The organism is Pseudonocardia sp. (assembly GCF_025465255.1).
Classification (GTDB): Bacteria; Actinomycetota; Actinomycetes; order Mycobacteriales; family Pseudonocardiaceae; genus Pseudonocardia.
The window spans coordinates 1-22,061 of record NZ_JAODNI010000117.1 but is presented as its reverse complement, the minus strand read 5'-3'; the positions used below and the strand labels follow the sequence as shown (position 1 = coordinate 22,061).

The window sequence follows — 22,061 nt, the reverse complement described above, 5'->3', positions numbered from 1 at the left end:
CCCGGGCCGCTCGACCCGGCGGTCCCCTCGTCACCTACTGCTGGGGCCCGGGCTGTGGCGGCGCCACGCGGGGTGCGCTCGCGCTCGCCCGCGCGGGCTTCCGGGTGAAGGAGATGCCCGGCGGGATCGAGTACCGGATCCGCGAGGGCTTCGCGGTGGAGACCGCGGCGGGGCGGATCGAGCAGGAGCCGGACCCGCTCACCACTCCTTGGGAGTGCTGAGCGGCTCAGGGCGTCCCGGCGAGGGGTTCGGGCGCGTGCCGGTGCCGGTGGGGCGGTGCGAGATGGATCTGCGCCGCGTAGACGATCCACCCGACGACCGACAGCCCGAGCCAGGTGATCATGCGGTAGAGCAGCACGGTCGCCGCCGCGGGCGCGGCCGGCGCTCCCGCCGCCAGCAGGACGCCGAGCAGCCCGGTCTCGGCGAGGCCCGCGCCGCCCGGCAGGATTTGCAGCGCGATGCTGACCTGCACCGCGAGGAAGCCCAGGGCGAGCGCGGTCCAGTGCGCCGGCAGCCCGACGGCCGTCGAGCAGGCCACGAGGGCCAGGAAGTCCGCCGCCCAGCTCAGCAGCGAGAGCACCACCAGCCCGGTCCACTGGCCGGGCGCGGGGTGCAGCAGGCCGATCCGCGCGGCGAGGCGGGCCGCCGTCCCGTCCGGGTCCGACGCCCACGCGCTGCGGCAGCCCCGGCACAGCCACGGCAGGCGCCTGCCGATGTGGACCAGGACGACCAGGAACCGCCGGAGGACCGCGGGGTGTGTGACCACGGCCCAGGCGCCCGCGGCGCCCACGGCGACGGCCGCGGCGGCGGCGACCGCCAGCCACAACGGCAGCCAGCCGGCCGCGCCCAGCGCGAGCACGCCGAGGCCCAGCAGGAGGACCGAGGCGAGCGCGCCGGGCAGGAACACCGACCAGGACGCGAGGGCGGCGTCGACGCCCCGCCGGCGGAGGCGGGAGATCGAGTAGGCGAGGGCGCCGGCGCCCCCCACGACCGGCACCGTGTTCGAGATCGCGTTCTCGGCAAAGGTGATCGCCTGCACGGTCCGCGTGGGCACGGCGGCCCCGCCCATCATCAGCACCCGGCGGTGCAGCTCGCCGTACAGGACCAGCGCCGCCACGGCGAGCAGAACGGCGAGCAGCAGCCAGCCCTGCCGCACCTGCGCGAGCACCTCCTCGGCCTCCCGCACCGCGCGCACCAGCCCGGGCAGCTGCCCGCCGATGTAGCCGAGCGCGGCCAGCACGAGCGCCCAGTGCAGCAGGGTCTTCACGTGCCGGACCGGCCACGCCGCGGCGGCCCTCAGCCCGTGCCGGGGTGTCGCCCCGTCCGCCATGCCGACCCCCCGTGCCTCCCGCCGGATGGGACGAGGCTAGCCCGGGCGAGGGCGGCGTCCCGGCCGCTGCGCCCTGCTCGTCCGGCAGGCTCGGGGCGGCGGTGGAACGACGGCGCTCGAGTGGCTCGAGCGTCACCCACCGGCGCTCGCGCCACTCAGGCGCCGGTCGGGAGGTGGGAGGCTGCGAGGCGCCTCCGCCAGCCGCCCCCGCCTACGCGCCACCGTCCGCGGGCGGCGACCGCGGCGGGTGGCCCAACTCCGCCCCCCTCCCCTTGACCGATGTGGACGGCAGGTTTACGCCGGTGACCGGCCGCGCCGCCTCGCGACCCTGCGATCGCGCTCGGACCCGGCCTGGCGGCGGCCCCTGGAGAAGCGATGCCGGTCCCGGTACGCCCGCCCGGCCTGCCCGGCCCCGAACCGGTTGACCGGACCGGGGCAGCACCACGGACCGCCCCCGGCGACGGCCTCGCCCGCGCGTACGCCCGGGCCGCCGGTCTGTCCGGCATCGTGTTCGCGGTCCTGTTCACCCTGGCGCTCGTGCTCGTCCGGCAGGGACCGGGGCTCGGTGACCCGGACCCCGTCTACGCCGCGTTCTACGCCTCGGACAGCCGGGCCCTGCTCGTCACCGTCGGGCTGTACGTCGTGCCGTTCGCCGGCATCGCCTGCCTGTGGCACATGATCGCGACCCGGACGCTGCTGCAGGTCCTGGCCCCGCGCTCGTGGTCGAGGATCCCGCACTGGCTGCAGCTGGCGTCGGGGGTCGTCTTCGTCTGCATGCTTTTCGCGGGGACCGCGGCGGTCGGCGGAGCCGCCCTGCTGACCCGGTTCTCGGACTCCCCGCCGCCGTCGGCGGAGATCGCCCGGGCGCTGGCGGCGGTCGGCTACGCGATGGTGTTCGTCTACGGCGTCCGGGCCGCGGGCATGTACATGATCTCGACGACCGGGCTCGCCCGGACCGTCGGTCTGCTCCCGGGGCCCGCGGCCGCCGTCAGTTATCTCGTGGCGGCGTTCCTTCTGGTCAGCACCACCTTCCATCCGGTGATCCTGCTGGTGTTCCCGGCCTGGGTGCTCGTCCTGAGCATCGTGCTGCTGGTGCGCCGGCCTACGGGGGCGAACACGACATGAGCACTGTGGACACCTCGGGCACGGTGGGCGGGATCGACGACATCCCCGGTCCGCGCGGGCTGCCGCTGGTGGGGAACCTCTTCGACATCGACTCGCACGACCCCGTCGAGGGCTTCGTGGCCATGGCCCGCGAGTACGGGCCGATCTTCAAGCTCTCCGGCGCCGGCTCGGTGCGGCTCATCGCCTCCGGGGCCGACATCGTCGAGGAGGTCTGCGACGACTCCCGGTTCGACAAGATGATCGGCGCGGGCCTGTCGAACGTGCGCAGCGGCGGCGCCGGGAACGGCCTGTTCACCTCGGAGACGTCCGACCCCATCTGGCATCGCGCACACAACATCCTGATGTCACCCTTCGGCATGCAGGCGATGCGGGACTACCTGCCGAAGATGATCGACGTCGCCGACCAGCTGACCGACAAATGGGCCCGGACGAACCCCGGTGAGGACGTCGACGTCCCGGCCGACATGACCCGGCTCACGCTCGACACGATCGCGCTCTGCGGCTTCGGCTACCGCTTCAACTCCTTCTACCGGGAGGCCCCGCACCCCTTCGTCGAGGCGATGACGCGCACGCTGACCGAGTCGCAGGCCCGGAGCCGGCAGCTGCCCCTCCAGACGCGCCTACGGGTGCGGGCCCAGCGCCGGATGGAGGAGGACCAGGCGTTCATGGAGGCGCTGGTCGACGGGATCGTCGCCGAGCGGCGCGCCCAGGGAGCGGCGGGCGACGCCACCGACCTGCTCGGCCGCATGATCAACGGGGTCGACCGGCAGACCGGCGAGGGGCTCCCGGACGAGAACATCCGCGCGCAGTGCATCACGTTCCTCATCGCCGGCCACGAGACGACGTCGGGACTGCTCTCCTTCGCGCTCTACTACCTGCTGAAGAACCCGGCGTTCCTCGAGCGGGCCCGGGCCGAGGCCGACGAGGCGCTCGGCGACTCCGCGGTGCCCACGTTCGAGCAGGTGCAGCGGCTGACCTACGTGCGCCGGGTGCTCGACGAGACCCTGCGGCTCTGGCCGACCGCGCCCGCCTTCACCCGGACCCCGCTCGAGGACACCGTCCTCGGGGGCCGGTACGCGGTACCCCGCCGGACCCCGATCACGGTGCTGATCCCCGCCCTGCACCGGGACACGTCGGTCTGGGGACCCGACGCCGCGGAGTTCGACCCGGACCACATGACGTCCGAGCGGCTCGCCGCGCTCTCAACGAACTCCTACAAACCGTTCGGCACGGGCCAACGGGCGTGCATCGGACGGCAGTTCGCCCTCCAGGAGGCGTGCTCGTGCTGGGGTCCCTGCTACAGCGCTTCGATCTCATCGACCACACCGACTACGTGCTCCACACGAAGACCACGCTCACGGTGAAGCCCGACGGGTTCCGGATCCGGGTCAGGCCGCGTCCCGGGCGTCGGTCGGTCCGCTCGGCGGCTCCCGCGGCCACCCCCGTCGAGCAGGCCGCGGGCGAGCGGACCGGCGCCGCCGCTCCCGCGCCCTCGATCGACCGGCACGGCACGAAGCTCGCGGTCCTCTACGGCTCCAACCTGGGCACCTCCGAGGCGCTGGCGACGACGCTCGCCGCCGAGGGCACGGATCGCGGCTTCGACGTCACGCTCGGCGCCCTCGACGACCACGCCGACGACCCCTCCGCCGCCCTCCCTGCCGGGGGCGCCGCCATCGTCGTCAGCTCCTCCTACAACGGCACCCCGCCCGACAACGCCGCGGCGTTCTGCCGGTGGGTGTCCGGGCCGGACGCCCACATCGACGGCACCGCGTACACCGTGTTCGGCTGCGGCAACCGGGAGTGGGCCGCGACCTACCAGGCCGTCCCGACCCTGCTCGACGAGCGCCTCGGCGCGTGCGGCGGACGCCGGGTGCACCCCCGTGGCGAGGCCGACGCGCGGGGCGACGCGGACGCGGCCTACCGGGACTGGCACGCGAACCTCTGGCCGGACCTCGCGGCCGCGCTCGGGCTGTCGGCCGAGGTGGGTGCGGACCTGGCGTCCGGGCCGCGGCTGTCGATCACGCTGACCAACCGTCAGGTGCTGAACCCGGTGATCCTGTCCTACCAGGCCCGGCCCGCTCGGGTCCGGGCCAACCGCGAGCTGATCACCGGCTCGGACGGCAAGCCCGCCGAACGCTCCACCCGGCACGTCGAGGTCGCCCTGCCCGGCGGGCTCGGCTACCGGGCCGGTGACCACCTGGGGGTGCTCCCCCGGAACAGCATCGACCTCATCCGCCGGGTCCTCACCCGGTTCGGCCTGGACGCGGGCCAGTACGTGACGATCATCCCCCACGGCGGGACCCACACCCACCTGCCCATCGACGAGCCGGCGCCGCTCCTCGGAGTGCTCGCCAGTTGCGTGGAGTTGCAGGACGTCGCCACCCGCGGGGACCTCGAGGCCCTCGCCCGGCACGCCCCCGACCCCGAGCAGCGGTCGTCGCTCGAGTCGTTGGCCGGGGAGGGCTACCGCGAGCGGATCGCCCTGGCGAACAGCTCGGTCCTCGACGTGCTCGAGGAGTTCCCGGACTGCACCCTCCCGTTCGCGGAGTACCTCGACATGCTGCCGCCGCTACGGCCGCGCTACTACTCCATCTCCTCGTCGCCGCTGGTGGAGCCGGGGGTCGCCACCATCACGGCGGGGGTGCTGCGAGCACCGGCGCGGTCCGGCGCGGGGACGTTCACCGGTGTCTGCTCGGGGCATCTCGCCGACGTGCCCGAGGAGGGGACGGCCTTCGTGTTCGTCCGCGAGCCGTCGATCGCCTTCCGGCCGCCGGAGAACCCGCACATCCCGATGCTCATGATCGGCGCGGGCACCGGGCTCGCGCCCTTCCGCGGGTTCCTGCAGGAACGGGCGCAGCAGCGGGCGCAGGGCGCGCCGGTCGCACGCTCGCTGCTGTTCGTCGGCTGCCGCGGGCCGGAGTCCGACCAGCTCTACGCGGACGAGTTGGCCGCCTTCGAGGCCCAGGGCCTCGTCGTGGTGGAGAGCGCGTTCTCCCGCTCACCCACGGCCGAGCGCCGCTACGTGCAGGACGCGATGCGAGCCCGGGCCGACGACGTGTGGGCCCTGCTCCAGCAGGACGCCGCGGTGTTCGTGTGCGGGAACGCGTCGACGATGGCACCCGGTGTGCGGGCGGCGCTGAAGGAGATCTACCGCGACAAGACGGGCACCACGGAGTCCGACGCGACCGCCTGGCTCACCGGGCTACGGGCGACGGGCCGCTTCGTCGAGGACATCTGGGGCGGATGACCCGGAGGCGGGCCGGGGTGTGCCGGCCCGCCCTCGGTGCCGCGTCAGAGCTCGCGGGAGGCGCGGAGGCGCGCGAGGGCCTCCTCGAGGATGGCTGCGCCGTCCTCGTCGCTCCGGCGCTCCTTCACGTAGGCCAGGTGCGTCTTGTAGGGCTCGTTGCGCGGCGGGGCCGGCGGAGCGGTCTGCTCACGCCCGGCGGGGAGGCCGCAGCGCGGGCAGTCCCAGGAGTCCGGGATCTCCGCCTCGGCGGCGAAGGAGGGCCGGGTCTCGTGCCCGTTGGCGCAGAAGTACGGGATGCGTTCGCGGGGCGCGGTCTCCCCGCGCTCCGACTCGCCCATCGGGCCGGCACCCACGCGGGTGCCCCGGATCGCGTTGCCGCCTGACATCGCCATGTTCTTCTCCTCAGATCCCGAGCTTGACCAGGACGCCGGTCCCGACGATCGCGACGATCCAGATCGCGGCCGTGAACAGTGTGAGCCGGTCCAGGTTCTTCTCGACGACGCTCGACCCCGAGAGGCTCGACTGGACGCCACCACCGAAGAGGCTCGACAGTCCGCCACCGCGACCGCGGTGCAGCAGGATCAGCAGGACCAGCAGCACACTGGTCACGATCAGCACGATCTCTAGCGCGAGCCTCATCCCATCCTCTTCTACTCGGGGTGATCCAGGGTACCCGGGCGCGCGCCCCCTGACGGCGGGGGCCCGCGAAGCCCCCGGGAACGACGACGGGCGGCCCCCCGAACCCGGGGAACCGCCCGTCGAGACCGGCCGGACTACGGGAGCGGGCCGCCCGCGGCGATCGCGCAGAGCTGCGCGAACTCGTCCGCGTCGAGGCTCGCGCCCCCGACCAGCGCACCGTCCACGTCGGGCTCCGCGACGATCTCGCCGACGTTCTTGGCCTTCACCGAGCCGCCGTAGAGGATGCGCAGCCCGGCGGCGACCTCGTCGCCGTACTTCGCCCGGACGGCCTCGCGCAGCGCGTGGCAGACCTCCTGCGCGTCCGCCGCGCTCGCGACCCGTCCGGTGCCGATGGCCCACACCGGCTCGTACGCGACGACGACGGACCGGATCTGCTCCGCGGACACCTTCTCGAGCGCCGCGACGAGCTGGGCGGTGCAGTGCGACACGTGCGCACCGGCCTCCCGGACGTCGAGGCCCTCACCGACGCACAGGATCGGGGCGAGCCCGTTCCGCAGCGCCGCGTGCACCTTGGAGTTGACGACCGCGTCGTCCTCCCCGTGGATCTCGCGCCGCTCCGAGTGCCCGACCACGACGTAGCTGCAGCCGAGCTTCGCGAGCATCACGCCCGACACGTCCCCGGTGTAGGCGCCGGAGTCGAACGGGGACAGGTCCTGCGCGCCGTGCACCATCTTCAGCTTGTCGCCGTCGATGAGCGTCTGCACGCTACGGATCGCCGTGAACGGCGGGAGCACCGCCACGTCGACGTGGTCGTAGTACTTCTCCGGCAACGCGAAGGCGAGCTTCTGAACCAGGCCGATGGCCTCGAGGTGGTTCAGGTTCATCTTCCAGTTGCCGGCGATCAACGGCGTGCGACTCACGACTGCTCCAGTACCGCGACGCCCGGGAGCGTCTTGCCTTCGAGGAACTCCAGCGAGGCCCCGCCGCCCGTGGAGATGTGGGAGAACCCGTCCTCCGGCAGGCCCAGGGCCCGCACCGCGGCGGCGGAGTCCCCGCCACCGACGACGGAGAACGAGTCGCCGTCGACGATCGCCTGCGCGACGCCGCGGGTGCCCTCGGCGAACGGTGCCATCTCGAACACGCCCATCGGCCCGTTCCAGAACACGGTCCTCGCTCCCGCCAGCACCTCGGCGAACGCCGCGACCGAGTCCGGCCCGATGTCCAGCCCCATCCAGCCCTCGGGGATCTGGTCGACCGGGACGGTGCGGGTCGACGCGTCCGCGGCGAAGGAGTCCGCCACCACGACGTCCGTCGGCAGCACGATCTTGCCCGACTCCAGGAGCTTGCGGGAGGAGTCGATCTGGTCCTTCTCGAGCAGCGAGGCCCCGACCTCGTGGCCCTGCGCGGCGAGGAAGGTGAAGCACATCCCGCCACCGACGAGCAGCGAGTCCACCTTCGGCAGCAGCGCCTCGATCACGGCCAGCTTGTCCGAGACCTTCGAGCCGCCGAGCACGACCGCGTACGGCCGCTTCGGCTCCCCCGTGAGGGTGCGCAGCACCTCGACCTCGGACAGGACGAGCCCGCCCGCGTAGGCCGGCAGCTCCTGCGCCACGTCGTACACCGACGCCTGCTTGCGGTGGACGACACCGAACCCGTCCGAGACGAACGCGCCGTCGTCCCCGGCCAGCGCGACCAGCTCGTGGGCGAACTCGGCGCGCTCGGCGTCGTCCTTGCTGGTCTCGCGCGGGTCGAAGCGGATGTTCTCCAGCAGGACGACGTCTCCCGCAGCCATGTTCGGCAGGCCCCTGCCCAACTCCACGAGCCGGACGGGCGCGCCGAGCAGCTCGCCGAGGCGCGCGGCGACCGGGGCGAGGGAGAACTTCGGGTCGGGACCGCCCTTCGGCCGGCCCAGGTGCGCCATGACGACGACCTGCGCGCCGGCCCCGGACAGCTCCGAGATCGTGGGCACGGACGCCCGGATGCGCCCGTCGTCGGTGATGCGGTCCCCGTCGAGCGGGACGTTCAGGTCGGACCGCACGAGCACGGTCCGGCCGTTCACGCCCTCGTCGACGAGGTCGGAGACGGTCTTCACAGCTTCGACGCCACCAGCGCGGCGATGTCGGCGAGGCGGTTGGAGTAGCCCCACTCGTTGTCGTACCAGCCGACGATCTTGACCTGGTTGCCGATGACCTTGGTCAGGCCCGCGTCGAAGATGCAGGAGTGCGGGTCCGTCACGATGTCCGAGGAGACGATCGGGTCCTCGGTGTAGGAGAGGATTCCCTTGAGCGGGCCCTCGGCGGCGGCCTTCATCGCCGCGTTGACGGCCTCGGCGGTGGTCTCCTCCTTGACCTCGGCGGTCAGGTCGGTGGCCGAGCCGGTGGGGATCGGGACGCGCAGCGCGAAGCCGTCCAGCTTGCCCTTCAGGTGCGGCATGACCAGCCCGATCGCCTTCGCCGCACCCGTGGAGGTGGGGACGATGTTCAGTGCGGCCGCACGGGCCCGGCGCAGGTCCTTGTGCGGGCCGTCCTGCAGGTTCTGGTCCTGGGTGTAGGCGTGGATCGTGGTCATCAGACCCTTCTCGATCCCCACCAGGTCGTCCAGCACCTTGGCCATCGGCGCGAGGCAGTTCGTGGTGCACGACGCGTTGGACACGATGTTCTGCGAACCGTCGTAGTCCCCGTCGTTCACGCCCTTGACGACGGTGAGGTCCTCACCGGTCGCCGGGGCGGAGATGACGACCTTCTTGGCGCCGGCCTCGAGGTGCTTGGCGGCCGCCTCACGCTTGGTGAACAGGCCGGTGGACTCGACGACCACGTCGACGCCCAGGTCCTTCCAGGGCAGCTCGGCGGGGTCCCGGACCGCCAGGCCCTTGAAGCCCTTGCCGTCCACGATGATCTCGTCGTCGGTCGACGAGACCGAGTACGGGAGGCGGCCCAGGATGGAGTCGTACTTCAGCAGGTGCGCGAGCGTGGCGTTGTCGGTGATGTCGTTCACCGCCACGATCTCGATGTCGCTGGTGCCGGCGGCGCGCTGGGCGTCCACCGCCCGCCAGAAGTTTCGGCCGATACGGCCGAATCCGTTCACGCCTACGCGAACCGTCACTCCGGTGCTCCCTCGATCGTCACGACAGACTTTCCGCCGACGACCCTAGCCTCTCCGGAACCCCGCCACAGGGGCCAGCTCCGGAATCGATCCACCACCCGTCACGTGGCGGGATTCACGGAAGATCCGCGCCGTACCGGGCCCGCGAGGCTCAGGCCTCCTCGAGCATCTCCGGCGTGACGGCGGACTCGGTATCCGGGATGCCGAGGTCCGCGGCGCGCTTGTCGGCCATGTGCAGCAGCCGACGGATCCGTCCGGCGACCGCGTCCTTCGTCATCGGCGGGTTCGCGAGCTGGCCCAGCTCCTCCAGCGACGCCTGGGTGTTCTCCGCGCGCAGCCGACCGGCGGCCAGCAGGTGCTGCGGCACGTCCTCCCCGAGGATCTCCAGCGCCCGGGCCACCCGGGCGGCCGCCGCGACCGCCGCGCGGGCGGAGCGGCGCAGGTTCGCGTCGTCGAAGTTCGCGAGGCGGTTGGCCGTGGCGCGGACCTCGCGGCGCATCCGCCGCTCCTCCCACGCCATGACGGACTCGTGCGCGCCCATCCGGGTCAGCAGGGCGCCGATCGCGTCCCCGTCCCGGACGACGACGCGGTCCGCCCCGCGCACCTCGCGCGCCTTCGCCGTGACCCCGAGCCGGCGGGCCGCGCCGACGAGCGCCATCGCCGCCTCCGGGCCCGGGCAGGTGACCTCCAGCGCGGAGCTGCGGCCGGGCTCGGTGAGCGAACCGTGGGCCAGGAAGGCGCCGCGCCAGGCCGCCTCCGCGTCCTCCAGGTCCCCGGAGACGACCGCGGGCGGCAGGCCCCGGACCGGACGCCCGCGGGAGTCCAGCAGGCCCGTCTGGCGGGCCAGCCCCTCGCCGTCCCGGACCACCCGGATCACGTACCGGGCGCTGCGTCGCAGGCCGCCCGCCGTGATGACGTGCGCCTCGCAGGTGTGCCCGTACAGGTCGTGGATGTCCTTGCGCAGGCGCCGCGCGACCGACCCGGTGTCCACCTCGGCCTCGATCACGACCCGGCCGCCGACGATGTGCAACCCGCCCGCGAACCGCAGCAGCGACGCGACCTCGGCCTTCCGGTTGGACGGCTTGGTCACGACCAGCCTGCTGAGCTCGTCCTTGACCGCGGATGTCATCGCCATCGCCCGCACCTCCCCCGGGGGCCCGCCGCGTTCGCCGCGCCGGACCCATCGCAATCTCGCCCCACAGTCACATTCTGAACACTCTCGGTCACCGGGCCCCCGCCCGGTACCCCGTTCTCCCGCCGGTCGGTCCACCTCGGGCCAGGTCCGCCAGGACCTCCCGCAGGGCCGCGGCCAACGCCGCGGGGTCGTGCCTCGGCACGAGCGGATCGGCCGCCGCGACCGGGGCGAGATGCACCCGGCCGTCCGGGACCATCATGTCGCGTGCCGTTCCGCGCAGACGATGCGGTACCGCCACCGCGTCGACGTCCGCCAGGACCGCGTCGAACCGCAGCTGGGGAGCGTGCTGCGCGAGCACGGCCAGGTGCTGCTCCGGGGAGAAGTCCGGGGTCTCCCCCGGCTCCGGTGCGAGATTCAACACCACGATCCGGCGGGCGGAGGTCTCGTCGAGGGCGGCGCGCAGCGCGGGCACCAGCAGGTGCGGCAGGACGCTGGTGAACCAGGAGCCGGGGCCGAGCAGCACGACGTCCGCGTCCCGGACCGCCTCGACCGCCTGTGGGCACGCCGGCGGCTGGTCCGGGCGCAGGTAGAGCCGCTCGACGCGGCCCGGCGTCGACGCGACGGCGACCTGGCCGCGGATGCGGTGGGTGGGCGTCGGGTCGCCGGCCGCGTCGTCGTACCCGCCAAGCCCCAGGCCGCTGACGTCGGCCTCGATGTCCAGCGGGACCGCGCACATCGGCAGCACCCGGCCGGCGACGCCGAGCAGCCGGCTCATCTCGTCGAGGGCCTCCACCGGGTCCCCGAGGGTGTCCATCAGGCCCGCGAGCAGCAGGTTGCCCACGGCGTGCCCGGCCAGCGCGCCGGTGCCGCCGAACCGGTGCTGCACCAGGGCGGACCAGCGGCGCCCGCCGTCGTCGTCCGCGGCCAGGGCGGACAGGGCCATCCGCAGGTCGCCGGGCGGGAGGATGCCGTCCATCTCCCGGCGCAGCCGGCCGGAGGAGCCGCCGTCGTCCGCGACCGTGACGACGGCCGTCACACCCGTGACCTCCGGCACGAGCCGCAGCGCACAGAGCGTGGCGTGCAGGCCGTGTCCGCCGCCGAGGGCGACCACTCTCATCGTCTACTCCCGCCCCAGGTCCCGATGGGACACGCTCACCGTCACCCCGGGGAAGGCCCCGGTCCGGGTGCCCTCGGAGAGCCTCCGCGCCAGCTCCTCGCTGATCGCGACGCTGCGGTGCTTGCCGCCGGTGCAGCCCACCGACACCGCGAGGTAGCGCTTGCCCTCGCGCCGGAAGCCGGCCCCGACCAGGGACAGCAACTCGAGGTAGCGGCTGATGAACTCCTCCGCGCCCTCCTGGCTCAGCACGTAGTCCCGGACGTCGGCGTCCCGGCCGGTGTGCTCGCGCAGCTCGGGGATCCAGTGCGGGTTCGGCAGGAACCGCATGTCCACGACGAGGTCCGAGTCCATCGGGATGCCGTACTTGTAGCCGAAGGACATGACGTTGATCCGGGTGGTCTGCGCGGCGTCGTCGAAGCCGCTCTCGATTCGGGCCCGGAGCTGGTGTACCGACAGGTTCGACGTGTCCACGAGCAGGTCCGCGGCCTCGCGCAGCGGCCGCAGGAGCTCCCGCTCGGCCGTGATGCCGTCGACGAGGCGGCCGTCGCCCTGCAGCGGGTGGCCGCGCCGGTTCTGCTCGAAGCGACGGACCAGGACCGCGTCCGTGGCCTCGAGGAACAGCAGCCGGGGCCTGTAGCCGCGGGAGTCCAGGTCCTTCAGGACGGCGCCGAGGTCCGCGGTGAACGCCCGGCTCCGCACGTCCATGACCACCGCGATCCGGGTCACGTCCCCCTTCGCGCGGGCGCCGAGGTCGACCATCGTGGCGATCAGCTCCGGCGGCAGGTTGTCCACCACGAACCAGCCGAGGTCCTCCAGGACCTTCGCCGCGGTGCTGCGTCCGGCGCCGGACAAGCCGCTGACCAGCGCGACCTCGATCCCGGCGGGCGTGGAGCCCGGGTGCGTCCCGGCGCTCACGCGTCCGCCGTCCTCTCCTGCGGGTCCTCGGCGTGCAACGCCGCGACGACCGCCTCGGCGGTGCGGGTGCCGAACCCGGGCAGCGCGGCGATGTCGCCGACCTCCGCCGCCTTGATCTTCTTGACCGACCCGAAGTGCTTGAGGAGCGCCTGGCGGCGCGCCGGGCCGAGCCCGGGCACCGCGTCGAGCTGCGAGGACACCATGCCCTTGGAACGACGCTGGCGGTGATAGGTGATCGCGAACCGGTGCGCCTCGTCGCGGATCCGCTGAAGGAGGTACAACCCCTCGCTCGTACGGGACAGGATGACCGGGTCCGGGTCCGCGGGGAGCCAGATCTCCTCCAGGCGCTTCGCGAGCCCGCAGACGGCGACGTCGGTGATCCCGAGCTCGGCCAGCACGTCCGCCGCGGCCTCGACCTGCGGCTGCCCGCCGTCGACGACGAGCAGGTTCGGCGGGTACGCGAACCTCCGCGGGCGGCCGGTCGTCGGGTCGATGCCCGTGCGCACGGTCGGTTCCGCGGAGTCCTGGGGGATCTCGCCGGAGGAGCCGATGCCCGACCCGTCGGTGCCGATCTCCCGGTCGTTACCACGCTCCTCGGCGCTCTCCGCCAGGTGCCGCCGGAAACGCCGGCGGACCACCTCGGCGATCGACGCGACGTCCCCGCCCTTCGCCCCGTCGCGGACCTCGAAGCGCCGGTAGTCCGACTTCTTCGCCAGCCCGTCCTCGAACACGACCAGCGACGCGACGACGTTCGTGCCCTGCACGTGGCTGACGTCGATGCACTCGATGCGCAGCGGCGCGGAGTCCAGGCCGAGGGCGTCCTGGATCTCCTGCAGCGCGGCGGACCGAGCCGTCAGGTCACCCGCGCGGCGCAGCTTGTGCTGGGCGAAGGACTCCTTCGCGTTCCGCTCGACGGTCTCCGCGAGTGCCCGCTTGTCCCCGCGCTGCGGGACGCGCAGCTGGACCCGGGACCCGCGCAGGTCCGAGAGCCACTGGACCAGCGAGTCCGCCTCGGGCGGCAGCTCCGGGACGAGGATCTCCTTCGGCACCGGCTGGGACGCGTCGTCCGCGGAGCCCGCCAGCGCCGCCTGCTCGCCGTAGAACTGGGTGACGAACCGCTCCACCAGGGCGGGCGTGTCCGTCTCCTCCACCTTGTCGATCACCCAGCCGCGCTGGCCGCGTACCCTGCCACCGCGGACGTGGAAGACTTGGACCGCGGCCTCCAGCTCGTCCTGCGCGAAGGCGACGACGTCCGCGTCCGTCCCGTCGCCGAGCACGACGGCCTGCTTCTCCATGGCCCGCTTCAGCGCCCCGACGTCGTCCCGCAGGCGGGCCGCGCGCTCGAACTCGAGGTTGTCCGACGCCTCCGCCATCCTGTGTTCCAGCTGCCGGACGAGATGGTCCGTGCGACCCGCGAGGAAGTCCGCGAAGTCCTCGACGATGTCCCGGTGCTCCTCGGCCGTGACCCGCCCGACGCACGGGGCCGAGCACTTGTCGATGTAGCCGAGCAGGCACGGCCGCCCGATCTGCCCGTGGCGCTTGAAGACGCCCGCGCTGCAGGTGCGGGCCGGGAACACGCGCAGCAGCATGTCCAGCGTCTCCCGGATGGCCCAGGCGTGGGCGTAGGGCCCGAAGTACCGCACGCCCTTCTTCCGGGGGCCGCGGTAGACGTGCAGCCGGGGGAACTCCTCGTTCAGCGTCACGGCCAGCACCGGGTAGGACTTGTCGTCCCGGTACCGGACGTTGAACCGGGGATCGAACTCCTTGATCCAGTTGTACTCGAGCTGCAGCGCCTCGACCTCGGTGGACACGACCGTCCACTGCACGTGGGCGGCCGTGGTCACCATCTGGCGGGTGCGCGGGTGCAGGCCGGAGAGGTCGGCGAAGTACGAGTTGAGCCGCTGGCGCAGGCTCTTCGCCTTCCCGACGTAGATGACCCGGCCCTGCGGGTCCGAGAACCGGTACACCCCGGGGGCCTCCGGGATGGTTCCCGTGGCCGGCCGGTACGTGGAGGGGTCTGACATGGCACGTCCAGAGTAGGACCGCCCACCGACAGTCGTCCGGGGCGCCCGCCTCGTTCGTGTCCCCGAGGAGCCGTGTAGAGGTAGGGATCGGGCCGTCCGGCGGGCGGGGCGCCGGAAACTGTCGGTGCGGTCCGGTAGACCTGCTCGGCGAGTAGAACGCCCGTTCGAAGGAGGCTCCCCGTGCCCCACGCAAGCGCAGGACAGACCCGCTCCCCGTTCGACCCCGCCGATCCCCCCGGGTCGGTCACCGGGTCCGCCCGGCTGGACCGCATCCGCAAGCTCCTCGCGAAGGCCGAGCGGGCGGGTACGCCCGCCGAGGCCGAGATCTACAACGCCAAGGCGCTCGAGCTGATGGCCCGGCACGGGATCGACGAGGCGCTGCTCGCCGCGGACGATCCCCGGCGGGACGAGATCGGCGCCAGCCGGATCGCGATGGAGGACCCGTACTCCGGCGGCAAGGCCCGGCTGCTGGGCTGGACGGCCGCGGCCCTGCGCTGCCGCTGGATCATGCACGGGGCCCGCGGCGGGAAGGTCGCCGCCGTGACCGTCTTCGGGTTCGCGTCGGACCGGGAGCGGGTGGAGCTGCTCTACACCTCGTTGCTCCTGCAGGCCGCCGCGGAGCTGATACGGCTGCGGCCGCCGTCGGACGCGGAGTCCGTGGCGGCCTATCGGCGCTCGTGGTTGCAGGGGTTCGCGGCGCAGGTGCACCAGCGGCTGGTGGAGGCCGAGGAGCGGGCGGCCCGGGAGGCGGCGGGCCGCACCGCCGGGAGCTCCTCCACGGCGCTCGTGCTGGTGGACCGGGAGTCCCGGGTCGAGCGCGCCTACGCCGAGGCGTTCCCGCGGCTCGCGCGGGCGCGGCGGCCGTCGCTGTCCGGCACGGGGTTCGCGGACGGCGCGGCGGCGGGGGCGCGGGCGGATCTCGGCGGGAAGGCCGTCGGCGCGCAGCGGCGGGCCGTAGGGGCCTGAGCGGACAGCCGCCGCTACGGCGGGCGGCCCTCGACGCGCGTTCGTGCGGCCGCCGGCCGGAGGAGCCGAATGCTCAAGCGGGGAGGGCGAGGAGCTGCTCGACGACGTCGTCCATCCGCGGGGCGCTGACGTGCGGCGGGTCCATGGTCGTCGGCACTCCGCCGGACTGCCGGATCGCGAGCCCGCCGAGCAGGCCCGCGCGCAGGGCTCCGTGCACGTCACCGGGGTGGACGGAGATCAGCACGGTGCGCTCCGGCTTCGCGCGGAGGGCGTCGCAGGCCATGGTGAAGGCCCGCGGGTCCGGGCAGACCACGCCGAGGTCGTCGGTGCTGAGGGTCCCGCGCAGGTAGGTGCGCAGGCCCGCGCGGTCCAGGGCCGCCACGGCGTCCGCGCCGCTGCCGTAGGCCAGGGCGTAGGTGGGGATCCGGGCGGAGGCCAGCCGGGCGAGCGCGAGCTCGGCGTCCTGGTGCGGCGGGAGGCTCAGGAAGCCGTCCATGACGTGGTGCAGTGCCTCGTCGGAGAGAAGGTGGTGGGTGGTGCTGCGCAGTGCCTGCAGGCCGGCTTCGCCGAACGGGCCGGGGGTGCCGCTCAGCGCCAGGGCGTAGCCGTCGCGGGCGGCGCGGGCCAGGAAGAGGTCGCACTCGTGTTCGGGGCGCCCGACGTCGACGAAGCGGCTGCGCAGCGCGTCGAGCCGGAGGATGGTGTCGTAGACGTCCACGATCGCGCTGCGCGGACGCCGGGCGGGGGCACGGTGCTCGCCGGCCACGGGCGTCACCCATCCGGTGGCGACCCGACCGTCCCGGCCGGTCGCGCCCCTCTCGGGACCGTCCCGGCCCGGGCCTTGTCTGCCGCCCGTGCGCATTGCCATCTCGCGATCACCTCACCGCCGGGGCACCCGGCCGCCTCGACCGGCGTGCCCACCCGATCACCGTGAGTCATGATCCGCGGTGACACCGCTCTGCAGTCGGTCGATCACAGCCCGTGGCGCCGAACGGGTGAGCGGACGCGGCGAACGGGTGCGTCACCGCGCGCGTCGCACCAGACCGCGCGCGTGGACTACGCAGACAGCCGCGGCCGCCAGGAGTCCGGCCACCGGGACGGCGAGGGCGAGCCTCCGCGCTCGCCGTCAGCGCGACGCGCGGTCCACTGCGCATCGGGCGGCGGATGCCCGCCCGCGGTCAGGACGAACCGTCGGCCGAGCGGGTGTGCAGCTCGCGGACCGCGCGGATCGAATCCACGGCGTACTGCCGGTCCACCGCCTGGATCGCCAGCACCGGCAGGTACTCGTCGTCCTCGAGGTCCAGCCGGGCCCACGAGGCGCCGTCCGGGAACGCGACCCCGTACACCGCCTCCCACGGCAGGTACTTCGGGAGGCCGGTGTTGCGGACCTCGATCCCGTTCTCGTCCGCGCGCACCCGCGGCCGCGCGAACAGCAGGATCCCACCGGCGATCAGCGCGCCGAGCAGTACCATGGACACCTGGTCCGCCAGCCGGAAGAACACCCCGGTCTCGCTGGTTCGCAGGATCACCGCGATCACCACGAACAGGACGAGCGTGAGGACCGCCCCGATCCAGGACAGCCGCAGCGCGAGCCGCGGGCGGATCGTCACCGCGCCCGGTCCGGTCCCCGGCCGGACCCCGTTCTGCTCCGTCCGCGCGCTCATGCCAGCTTCCGCAGGTCGGCGAGGACGATCGCGGTCCGCAGCGCCGCTGCCGTGGCCTCGCCGCCCTTGTCCTCGGCAGAGCCCGGGCGGCCGCTGCGATCCACGGCCTGCTCGAGGGTGTCCGTGGTGAGCACGCCGTTGCCGACCGGGGTGCTCTCGTCGAGCGCGATGCGGGTGAGGCCGGCGGTCACCGAGTCGCAGACGTACTCGAAGTGCGGGGTCCCGCCGCGTACGACGACGCCGAGCGCGACGGCGGCGTCGTGGGTCCGCGCCAGCTCCTGGACGACGACCGGGAGCTCGATGGTGCCCGGCACCCGGACGACGGTAGGCACGGCGCCCGCCTTCTCCGCCACCGACAGCGCCCGCTCGAGCAGGCTGTCCACGACCTCCGCGTGCCAGCTCGCCGCGGCGATGCCGATGCGCAGGCCGCGTGCGCCGCTCAGGTCGCCCTCGTCGGTGGGTCTGCCCTCGCCGCTCATGCGCCCGAACCCCCGCCTGCCTGCTCGCCGATCGTCATGCCGCCATCATCCCGGTGCGCGCACCTCAGAGCCCGACGGGGTCCGACAGGTTGCCGGGCCCGTAGGAGTCGTCAGGGCCGTCCCCGAGGTCGGGCAGGTCGTGGCCCATCCGGTCCCGCTTGGTGCGCAGGTAGCGGAGGTTCTCCGGGTTCGGCCGGATCGGCATCGCGATGCGCTCGGTGATCCGCAGCCCGTAGCCTTCGAGGCCGGCGCGCTTCTCCGGGTTGTTGGTGAGCAGCCGCATGGACTTGACGCCGAGGTCGGTGAGGATCTGCGCGCCGATGCCGTAGTCCCGGGCGTCCGCGGGCAGGCCCATCGCCAGGTTCGCGTCGACGGTGTCCGCGCCGGCCTCCTGCAGCTGGTAGGCCTGCAGCTTGTGCAGCAGGCCGATCCCCCGGCCCTCGTGCCCGCGCATGTAGAGCACCACCCCGCGGCCCTCCCGGGCCACCGCGTCCAGCGCGGCGTCGAGCTGCGGGCCGCAGTCGCAGCGCAGCGAGCCCATGACGTCCCCGGTGAGGCACTCGGAGTGCACGCGGACCAGCACGTCCTCGCCGTCGCCCTCCGGCGTCCCGACGTCGCCGCGCACCATGGCGATGTGCTCGATGCCGTCGAGCAGGGAGTCGTAGCCGTAGGCGATGAACTCGCCGTGCTCGGTGGGGATGCGGGCCTGGGCGACGCGCACGATGTGCTTCTCGAAGCGGCGCCGGTAGGCGATCAGGTCCGCGATCGTGACCAGCGTCAGGTCGTGGGCCTCGGCGAAGACCTGCAGCTCGTCGCCGCGGGCCATCTCGCCGTCGTCCTTCTGCGAGACGATCTCGCACAGCGCGCCGGCCGGGGACAGCCCGGCCATCCGGGTCAGGTCCACGGCGGCCTCGGTGTGCCCGGGGCGGCGCAGCACGCCGCCCTCCCGCGCCCGCAGCGGCAGCACGTGGCCGGGCCGGACCAGGTCCTTCGCCTGGGTCGTCGGGTCCCCGAGGAGCCGGATGGTGTGGGCGCGGTCCGCGGCGGAGATGCCGGTGGTCACGCCCTCCTTCGCGTCGACGGTCACGGTGAACGCCGTGCGGTAGTTGTCCGCGTTGGTGTGGTGCATCGGCGGCAGGTCGAGACGGTCGCACTCGCTGTCGGTGATCGCGACGCAGACGTAGCCGGAGGTGTAGCGCACGACGAAGGAGACCAGCTCCGGCGTCGCCTTCTCGGCGGCGAAGATCAGGTCGCCCTCGTTCTCGCGGTCCTCGTCGTCGACGACGACCACGGCCTTGCCCTCCGCGAGGTCCCGCAGGGCCCGCTCGATGCTCTCGAAGCCCCCGCCGAGTCCGGCGGCCGCAGCATGTCCGGGGCCCGCGGGTGCCCCCGTGTGCGTGTCCGTCATCAGGACCGAGCCTCCTCAGCGACACCGCCGGTGTACCCGGCCGTGAGTCGTTCGACGTACTTCGCCACGATGTCCACCTCGAGATTGACCGGATCGCCCGGTCTGCGCCTTCCGAGGGTCGTGTCCGCCAGGGTCGTGGGGATCAGCGCCACGGTGAACGAGTCGGCGTCCACCCCCGCGACGGTCAGGGAGACGCCGTCGACGCAGATCGAGCCCTTCTCCACGACGTAGCGGGACAGCTCGGCGGGGAGGCTGAACCGCACCTCGTCGCTGCGCTCGCCGGGCGTGCGGCCCAGCAACGTGCCGACGCCGTCGACGTGGCCCTGCACGATGTGCCCGCCGAGGCGGCCGCCCGCAGGCAGCGCCCGCTCCAGGTTGACCTTCGACCCGGCCACCACCGCCCCGAGCGAGGTGCGCTTGAGCGTCTCCGGGACGAGCTCGAGCCGGAACAGGTCCTCGCTCGCGCCCTCCTCGTCGACGACGGTCAGGCAACAGCCGTTCACCGCGATCGAGTCGCCGTGCGCCGCGTCCGTCGAGACGCGCGGCCCACGCACGGTCAGGACGACGACGTCGCCCGACGTACGGACGTCGACGATCTCGCCGACCTCCTCCACGATCCCCGTGAACATCTGGTTCCTTCCCTCTCAGCCGCCCGGCCGGACGAGCGCGCCGGCGTCGTGTTCGTGTGCAACCACCGCGGCGCGGCGGTCCTTCCCGCGGTCATGGCGCCCAGCGGTGCGGGGCCGCCGACACGACCTGGTCCCGCAGCGCCCGGACGGCCCGCCCCGGGTCGTCCGCCCCGTAGACCGCCGACCCCGCCACGAAGCAGTCGACGCCCGCCTCGGCGGCGGCCTCCACGGTGTCCGCGGAGATGCCGCCGTCGATCTCGACGAGCAGCGTGAGGTGCCCGGTGTCGACGAGCCGGCGCGCCGTCCGGACCTTGTCCAGCACGTCCGGCATGAACTTCTGGCCGCCGAAGCCGGGCTCCACGCTCATCACCAGCAGCGTGTCGTAGTGCTTCAGGATCTCGACGTAGGGCTCCAGCGGCGTGCCCGGCTTGATCGACAGCCCTGCCTTCGCCCCGGCCGCCCGCAGGTCCTTCGCCAGCATGACCGGGTTCTTGGCTGCCTCGACGTGCACGGTGACGTTGTGCACGCCCGCCTCGGCGTAGCCGGGGGCCCAGCGGTCCGGGTCGTCGATCATCAGGTGGCAGTCGAGCGGCGTGTCCGTCGCGCCGAGCAGGGACTTCACCACCGGCAGGCCCAGCGTCAGGTTCGGAACGAAGTGCGCATCCATCACGTCGACGTGCAGCCAGTCTGCGCCGCCGTCGCCCTCGGAGACCACGGCGGCCTCCTCTGCGAGGCGCGAGAAGTCCGCGGACAGGATGCTCGGGGCTATCAGGGGACGCACCCCGGCAGATTACTGCCCGGCCGAGGAGGTGTGCGGCCCCCGCCGTCATCGAACGGGCCGGTCCGGGGTGGTGTTCCCCACCCGGTGGCTCAGCCGGTCCGGCGGATCAGCGTCAGGAACATCGCGTCCGTGCCGTGCCGGTGCGGCCAGAGCTGCACCGACGGGCCCTCGCCGAGCGCGGGGACGCCGTCCAGGTACTCCCGGGCGTCGAGCCGCTCGACGCTCACGCCGAGGTCCTTGCGCCGCAGCACCGCGCTCACAACGCCGACGGTCTCGGCGAGGTGCGGCGAGCACGTCACGTACGCGACGACGCCCCCGACGCGCACGTGCCGCAGCGCGGCGGTGAGCAGCTCGCGCTGCAGCTTGGCCAGGGCCGAGACGTCCTCGGGCTTGCGCCGCCACCGGGCCTCCGGACGTCGGCGCAGGGCCCCGAGACCGGTGCACGGGGCGTCGACGAGCACCCGGTCGAACGCGGCGTCGGGCAGCGGGGCCTCCCGGCCGTCCGCCGTGTGCACCGTGACCGGCAGTCCCTTGACGGTCTTGCGCACCAGGTCGGCGCGGTGCTCGGACGGCTCGACGGCGTCGAGGGTGCCGCCGTCGAGGGCGACGAGCCCGCCGAGCAGCGCCGACTTGCCGCCCGGTCCGGCGCAGAGGTCCAGCCAGCGGCCGGTGTCCTCGCCGTCGAGCGCGGCGCGGGACAGGGCGAGCGCGACGAGCTGGCTGCCCTCGTCCTGCACCAGGGCGAGGCCCTCGCGGATCGCGTCGATCTCCCCGACGTCCCCGCCGCCGGTGCCGAGGTGCACGCCGTACGGCGAGTACGGCGCCTCCTCGCCCCCGGTGACCAGTGCGAGCTCCTCGGCCGTGATGTCCCCGGGCCGGGCGACGAGGTGGACCGACGGGCGCGCGTCGTCCGCTTCGAGGGCGGCGTCGAGCTCCTCCTTGCCGCCGAGCGCGTCCGCGAAGGCCTGCCCGATCCACTTCGGGTGGGCGTGCACGAACGACGCGTGGCCGACGGGGTCCTCGGCCGCGTCCGGCGCAAGCTCGGCCACCCAGGCCGCCTCGTCCTTCTCCGAGACCTTCCGCAGGATCGCGTTCACGAACCCCGCGGACCGGGAGCCGGCCATCCCCCGGACGATGTCCACACTGGTGCCCACCGCGGCGTGCGACGGCACCCGGGTCCGCAGCAGCTGATAGGCGCCCAGGCGCATCGCGTCGATCAGCGGGGCCTCGATGCGGTGCAGCGGGCGGTCCGCGCAGGCCTGGATGACGGCGTCGAGCAGGCCCTGGGCGCGCAGGGTGCCGTAGCCGAGCTCGGTGGCCAGCCCGGCGTCGCGGTCCTTGAGCCGATGCTGGCGCAGGATCGCCGGGAACGCGAGGTTGGCGTAGGCGTCGCGCTCGCGGACCGCGGTGAGCAGGTCGAACGCGGCCTGCCGGGCCGGGTCACCGCTGGGCGGGCCGGCCGGGCTCGGGCGGCGCCCGGGCGGGCCGGAGTTGCGCGGT

21 protein-coding genes are annotated in these 22,061 nt (G+C 73.6%); 4 read left to right on the top strand and 17 right to left on the bottom strand.

What is annotated here, in order from left to right:
- Window positions 1–226 precede the first annotated feature (226 nt).
- On the bottom strand, window positions 227–1,330 hold the full coding sequence (locus JWP64_RS14200) for a lysylphosphatidylglycerol synthase domain-containing protein (protein WP_297496516.1): 1,104 nt from the start codon (window positions 1,328–1,330) through the stop codon (window positions 227–229).
- Window positions 1,331–1,705: 375 nt separating this feature from the next.
- On the opposite strand from JWP64_RS14200, the gene JWP64_RS14195 reads away from it, so the two are divergent.
- Genes JWP64_RS14195 through JWP64_RS14185 form a run of 3 tightly spaced genes read left to right on the top strand, consistent with a single transcriptional unit; the run spans window position 1,706 to window position 5,702 of the window.
- The gene (locus tag JWP64_RS14195) at window positions 1,706–2,455 is read left to right on the top strand and encodes a hypothetical protein (protein ID WP_297496514.1); all 750 of its coding nucleotides are present in this window, start codon (window positions 1,706–1,708) and stop codon (window positions 2,453–2,455) included.
- Complete coding sequence (locus JWP64_RS14190; RefSeq protein ID WP_297496512.1) at window positions 2,452–3,819, top strand: cytochrome P450; 1,368 nt, start codon at window positions 2,452–2,454, stop codon at window positions 3,817–3,819. Before JWP64_RS14195 ends, JWP64_RS14190 begins: the two co-directional genes overlap by 4 nt.
- Entirely contained in the window at window positions 3,738–5,702 is a 1,965-nt protein-coding gene (locus JWP64_RS14185) for a flavodoxin domain-containing protein (protein ID WP_297496510.1), read from the top strand. The genes JWP64_RS14190 and JWP64_RS14185 overlap by 82 nt, the downstream gene beginning before the upstream one ends.
- A 44-nt stretch (window positions 5,703–5,746) precedes the next feature.
- Here JWP64_RS14185 and JWP64_RS14180 read toward each other — a convergent pair whose 3' ends face one another.
- The 9 genes from JWP64_RS14180 to uvrC form a co-directional block, all read right to left on the bottom strand.
- Window positions 5,747–6,088 (bottom strand): RNA polymerase-binding protein RbpA, encoded by a 342-nt coding sequence (locus JWP64_RS14180; RefSeq protein ID WP_297496539.1) that lies wholly within the window; start codon window positions 6,086–6,088, stop codon window positions 5,747–5,749.
- Between the two features lie 16 nt (window positions 6,089–6,104).
- Entirely contained in the window at window positions 6,105–6,341 is a 237-nt protein-coding gene (secG, locus tag JWP64_RS14175) for a preprotein translocase subunit SecG (RefSeq protein ID WP_297496508.1), read from the bottom strand.
- A gap of 134 nt (window positions 6,342–6,475) precedes the next feature.
- A complete protein-coding gene (gene tpiA / locus JWP64_RS14170) occupies window positions 6,476–7,261 on the bottom strand; it encodes a triose-phosphate isomerase (protein WP_297496505.1) in 786 nt (261 codons plus the stop codon).
- Window positions 7,258–8,433: a phosphoglycerate kinase gene (locus tag JWP64_RS14165; protein ID WP_297496503.1), complete on the bottom strand. Its 1,176-nt coding sequence runs from the start codon at window positions 8,431–8,433 to the stop codon at window positions 7,258–7,260. Before JWP64_RS14165 ends, tpiA begins: the two co-directional genes overlap by 4 nt.
- On the bottom strand, window positions 8,430–9,443 hold the full coding sequence (gene gap / locus JWP64_RS14160; protein WP_297496501.1) for a type I glyceraldehyde-3-phosphate dehydrogenase: 1,014 nt from the start codon (window positions 9,441–9,443) through the stop codon (window positions 8,430–8,432). Before gap ends, JWP64_RS14165 begins: the two co-directional genes overlap by 4 nt.
- 151 nt (window positions 9,444–9,594) lie before the next feature.
- Window positions 9,595–10,578, bottom strand: a complete 984-nt coding sequence (gene whiA, locus JWP64_RS14155; protein ID WP_297496499.1) for a DNA-binding protein WhiA — start codon at window positions 10,576–10,578, stop codon at window positions 9,595–9,597.
- 88 nt (window positions 10,579–10,666) lie between these two features.
- The gene (gene yvcK / locus JWP64_RS14150) at window positions 10,667–11,695 is read right to left on the bottom strand and encodes a uridine diphosphate-N-acetylglucosamine-binding protein YvcK (protein ID WP_297496497.1); all 1,029 of its coding nucleotides are present in this window, start codon (window positions 11,693–11,695) and stop codon (window positions 10,667–10,669) included.
- A gap of 3 nt (window positions 11,696–11,698) precedes the next feature.
- Window positions 11,699–12,610, bottom strand: coding sequence for an RNase adapter RapZ (gene rapZ / locus JWP64_RS14145; RefSeq protein WP_297496495.1), 912 nt, complete (start codon window positions 12,608–12,610; stop codon window positions 11,699–11,701).
- Window positions 12,607–14,634: an excinuclease ABC subunit UvrC gene (uvrC, locus tag JWP64_RS14140; protein ID WP_297496493.1), complete on the bottom strand. Its 2,028-nt coding sequence runs from the start codon at window positions 14,632–14,634 to the stop codon at window positions 12,607–12,609. Before uvrC ends, rapZ begins: the two co-directional genes overlap by 4 nt.
- Before the next feature lie 180 nt (window positions 14,635–14,814).
- On the opposite strand from uvrC, the gene JWP64_RS14135 reads away from it, so the two are divergent.
- Complete coding sequence (locus JWP64_RS14135) at window positions 14,815–15,600, top strand: DUF2786 domain-containing protein (protein ID WP_366889931.1); 786 nt, start codon at window positions 14,815–14,817, stop codon at window positions 15,598–15,600.
- 73 nt (window positions 15,601–15,673) lie between these two features.
- Here JWP64_RS14135 and JWP64_RS14130 read toward each other — a convergent pair whose 3' ends face one another.
- The 7 genes from JWP64_RS14130 to JWP64_RS14100 form a co-directional block, all read right to left on the bottom strand.
- Complete coding sequence (locus JWP64_RS14130) at window positions 15,674–16,468, bottom strand: HAD family hydrolase (RefSeq protein ID WP_297496491.1); 795 nt, start codon at window positions 16,466–16,468, stop codon at window positions 15,674–15,676.
- A gap of 310 nt (window positions 16,469–16,778) precedes the next feature.
- The gene (locus JWP64_RS14125; protein ID WP_297496489.1) at window positions 16,779–17,264 is read right to left on the bottom strand and encodes a PH domain-containing protein; all 486 of its coding nucleotides are present in this window, start codon (window positions 17,262–17,264) and stop codon (window positions 16,779–16,781) included.
- Window positions 17,261–17,743, bottom strand: coding sequence for a 6,7-dimethyl-8-ribityllumazine synthase (gene ribH / locus JWP64_RS14120; protein WP_297496487.1), 483 nt, complete (start codon window positions 17,741–17,743; stop codon window positions 17,261–17,263). The genes JWP64_RS14125 and ribH overlap by 4 nt, the downstream gene beginning before the upstream one ends.
- Before the next feature lie 64 nt (window positions 17,744–17,807).
- On the bottom strand, window positions 17,808–19,151 hold the full coding sequence (locus JWP64_RS14115) for a bifunctional 3,4-dihydroxy-2-butanone-4-phosphate synthase/GTP cyclohydrolase II (protein WP_297496484.1): 1,344 nt from the start codon (window positions 19,149–19,151) through the stop codon (window positions 17,808–17,810).
- Window positions 19,151–19,780, bottom strand: a complete 630-nt coding sequence (locus JWP64_RS14110) for a riboflavin synthase (protein WP_297496482.1) — start codon at window positions 19,778–19,780, stop codon at window positions 19,151–19,153. Before JWP64_RS14110 ends, JWP64_RS14115 begins: the two co-directional genes overlap by 1 nt.
- Window positions 19,781–19,871: 91 nt before the next feature.
- On the bottom strand, window positions 19,872–20,561 hold the full coding sequence (rpe, locus tag JWP64_RS14105; protein WP_297496479.1) for a ribulose-phosphate 3-epimerase: 690 nt from the start codon (window positions 20,559–20,561) through the stop codon (window positions 19,872–19,874).
- Window positions 20,562–20,650: 89 nt separating this feature from the next.
- The coding region (locus tag JWP64_RS14100) for a transcription antitermination factor NusB (protein ID WP_297496477.1) at window positions 20,651–22,061 on the bottom strand (1,411 nt) is incomplete at its 5' end.

What these genes read in the sequence shown, in the direction of transcription:
- secG (WP_297496508.1), bottom strand. Translation starts at nt 6,341, where the DNA reads ATGAGGCTCGCGCTAGAGATCGTGCTGATCGTGACCAGTGTGCTGCTG.
- JWP64_RS14125 (WP_297496489.1), bottom strand. Translation starts at nt 17,264, where the DNA reads ATGAGCGCGCGGACGGAGCAGAACGGGGTCCGGCCGGGGACCGGACCG.
- JWP64_RS14130 (WP_297496491.1), bottom strand. Translation starts at nt 16,468, where the DNA reads ATGGCAATGCGCACGGGCGGCAGACAAGGCCCGGGCCGGGACGGTCCC.
- JWP64_RS14190 (WP_297496512.1), top strand. Translation starts at nt 2,452, where the DNA reads ATGAGCACTGTGGACACCTCGGGCACGGTGGGCGGGATCGACGACATC.
- JWP64_RS14195 (WP_297496514.1), top strand. Translation starts at nt 1,706, where the DNA reads ATGCCGGTCCCGGTACGCCCGCCCGGCCTGCCCGGCCCCGAACCGGTT.
- yvcK (WP_297496497.1), bottom strand. Translation starts at nt 11,695, where the DNA reads ATGAGAGTGGTCGCCCTCGGCGGCGGACACGGCCTGCACGCCACGCTC.
- whiA (WP_297496499.1), bottom strand. Translation starts at nt 10,578, where the DNA reads ATGGCGATGACATCCGCGGTCAAGGACGAGCTCAGCAGGCTGGTCGTG.
- JWP64_RS14180 (WP_297496539.1), bottom strand. Translation starts at nt 6,088, where the DNA reads ATGTCAGGCGGCAACGCGATCCGGGGCACCCGCGTGGGTGCCGGCCCG.
- ribH (WP_297496487.1), bottom strand. Translation starts at nt 17,743, where the DNA reads ATGAGCGGCGAGGGCAGACCCACCGACGAGGGCGACCTGAGCGGCGCA.
- JWP64_RS14110 (WP_297496482.1), bottom strand. Translation starts at nt 19,780, where the DNA reads ATGTTCACGGGGATCGTGGAGGAGGTCGGCGAGATCGTCGACGTCCGT.
- JWP64_RS14200 (WP_297496516.1), bottom strand. Translation starts at nt 1,330, where the DNA reads ATGGCGGACGGGGCGACACCCCGGCACGGGCTGAGGGCCGCCGCGGCG.
- JWP64_RS14115 (WP_297496484.1), bottom strand. Translation starts at nt 19,151, where the DNA reads ATGACGGACACGCACACGGGGGCACCCGCGGGCCCCGGACATGCTGCG.
- uvrC (WP_297496493.1), bottom strand. Translation starts at nt 14,634, where the DNA reads ATGTCAGACCCCTCCACGTACCGGCCGGCCACGGGAACCATCCCGGAG.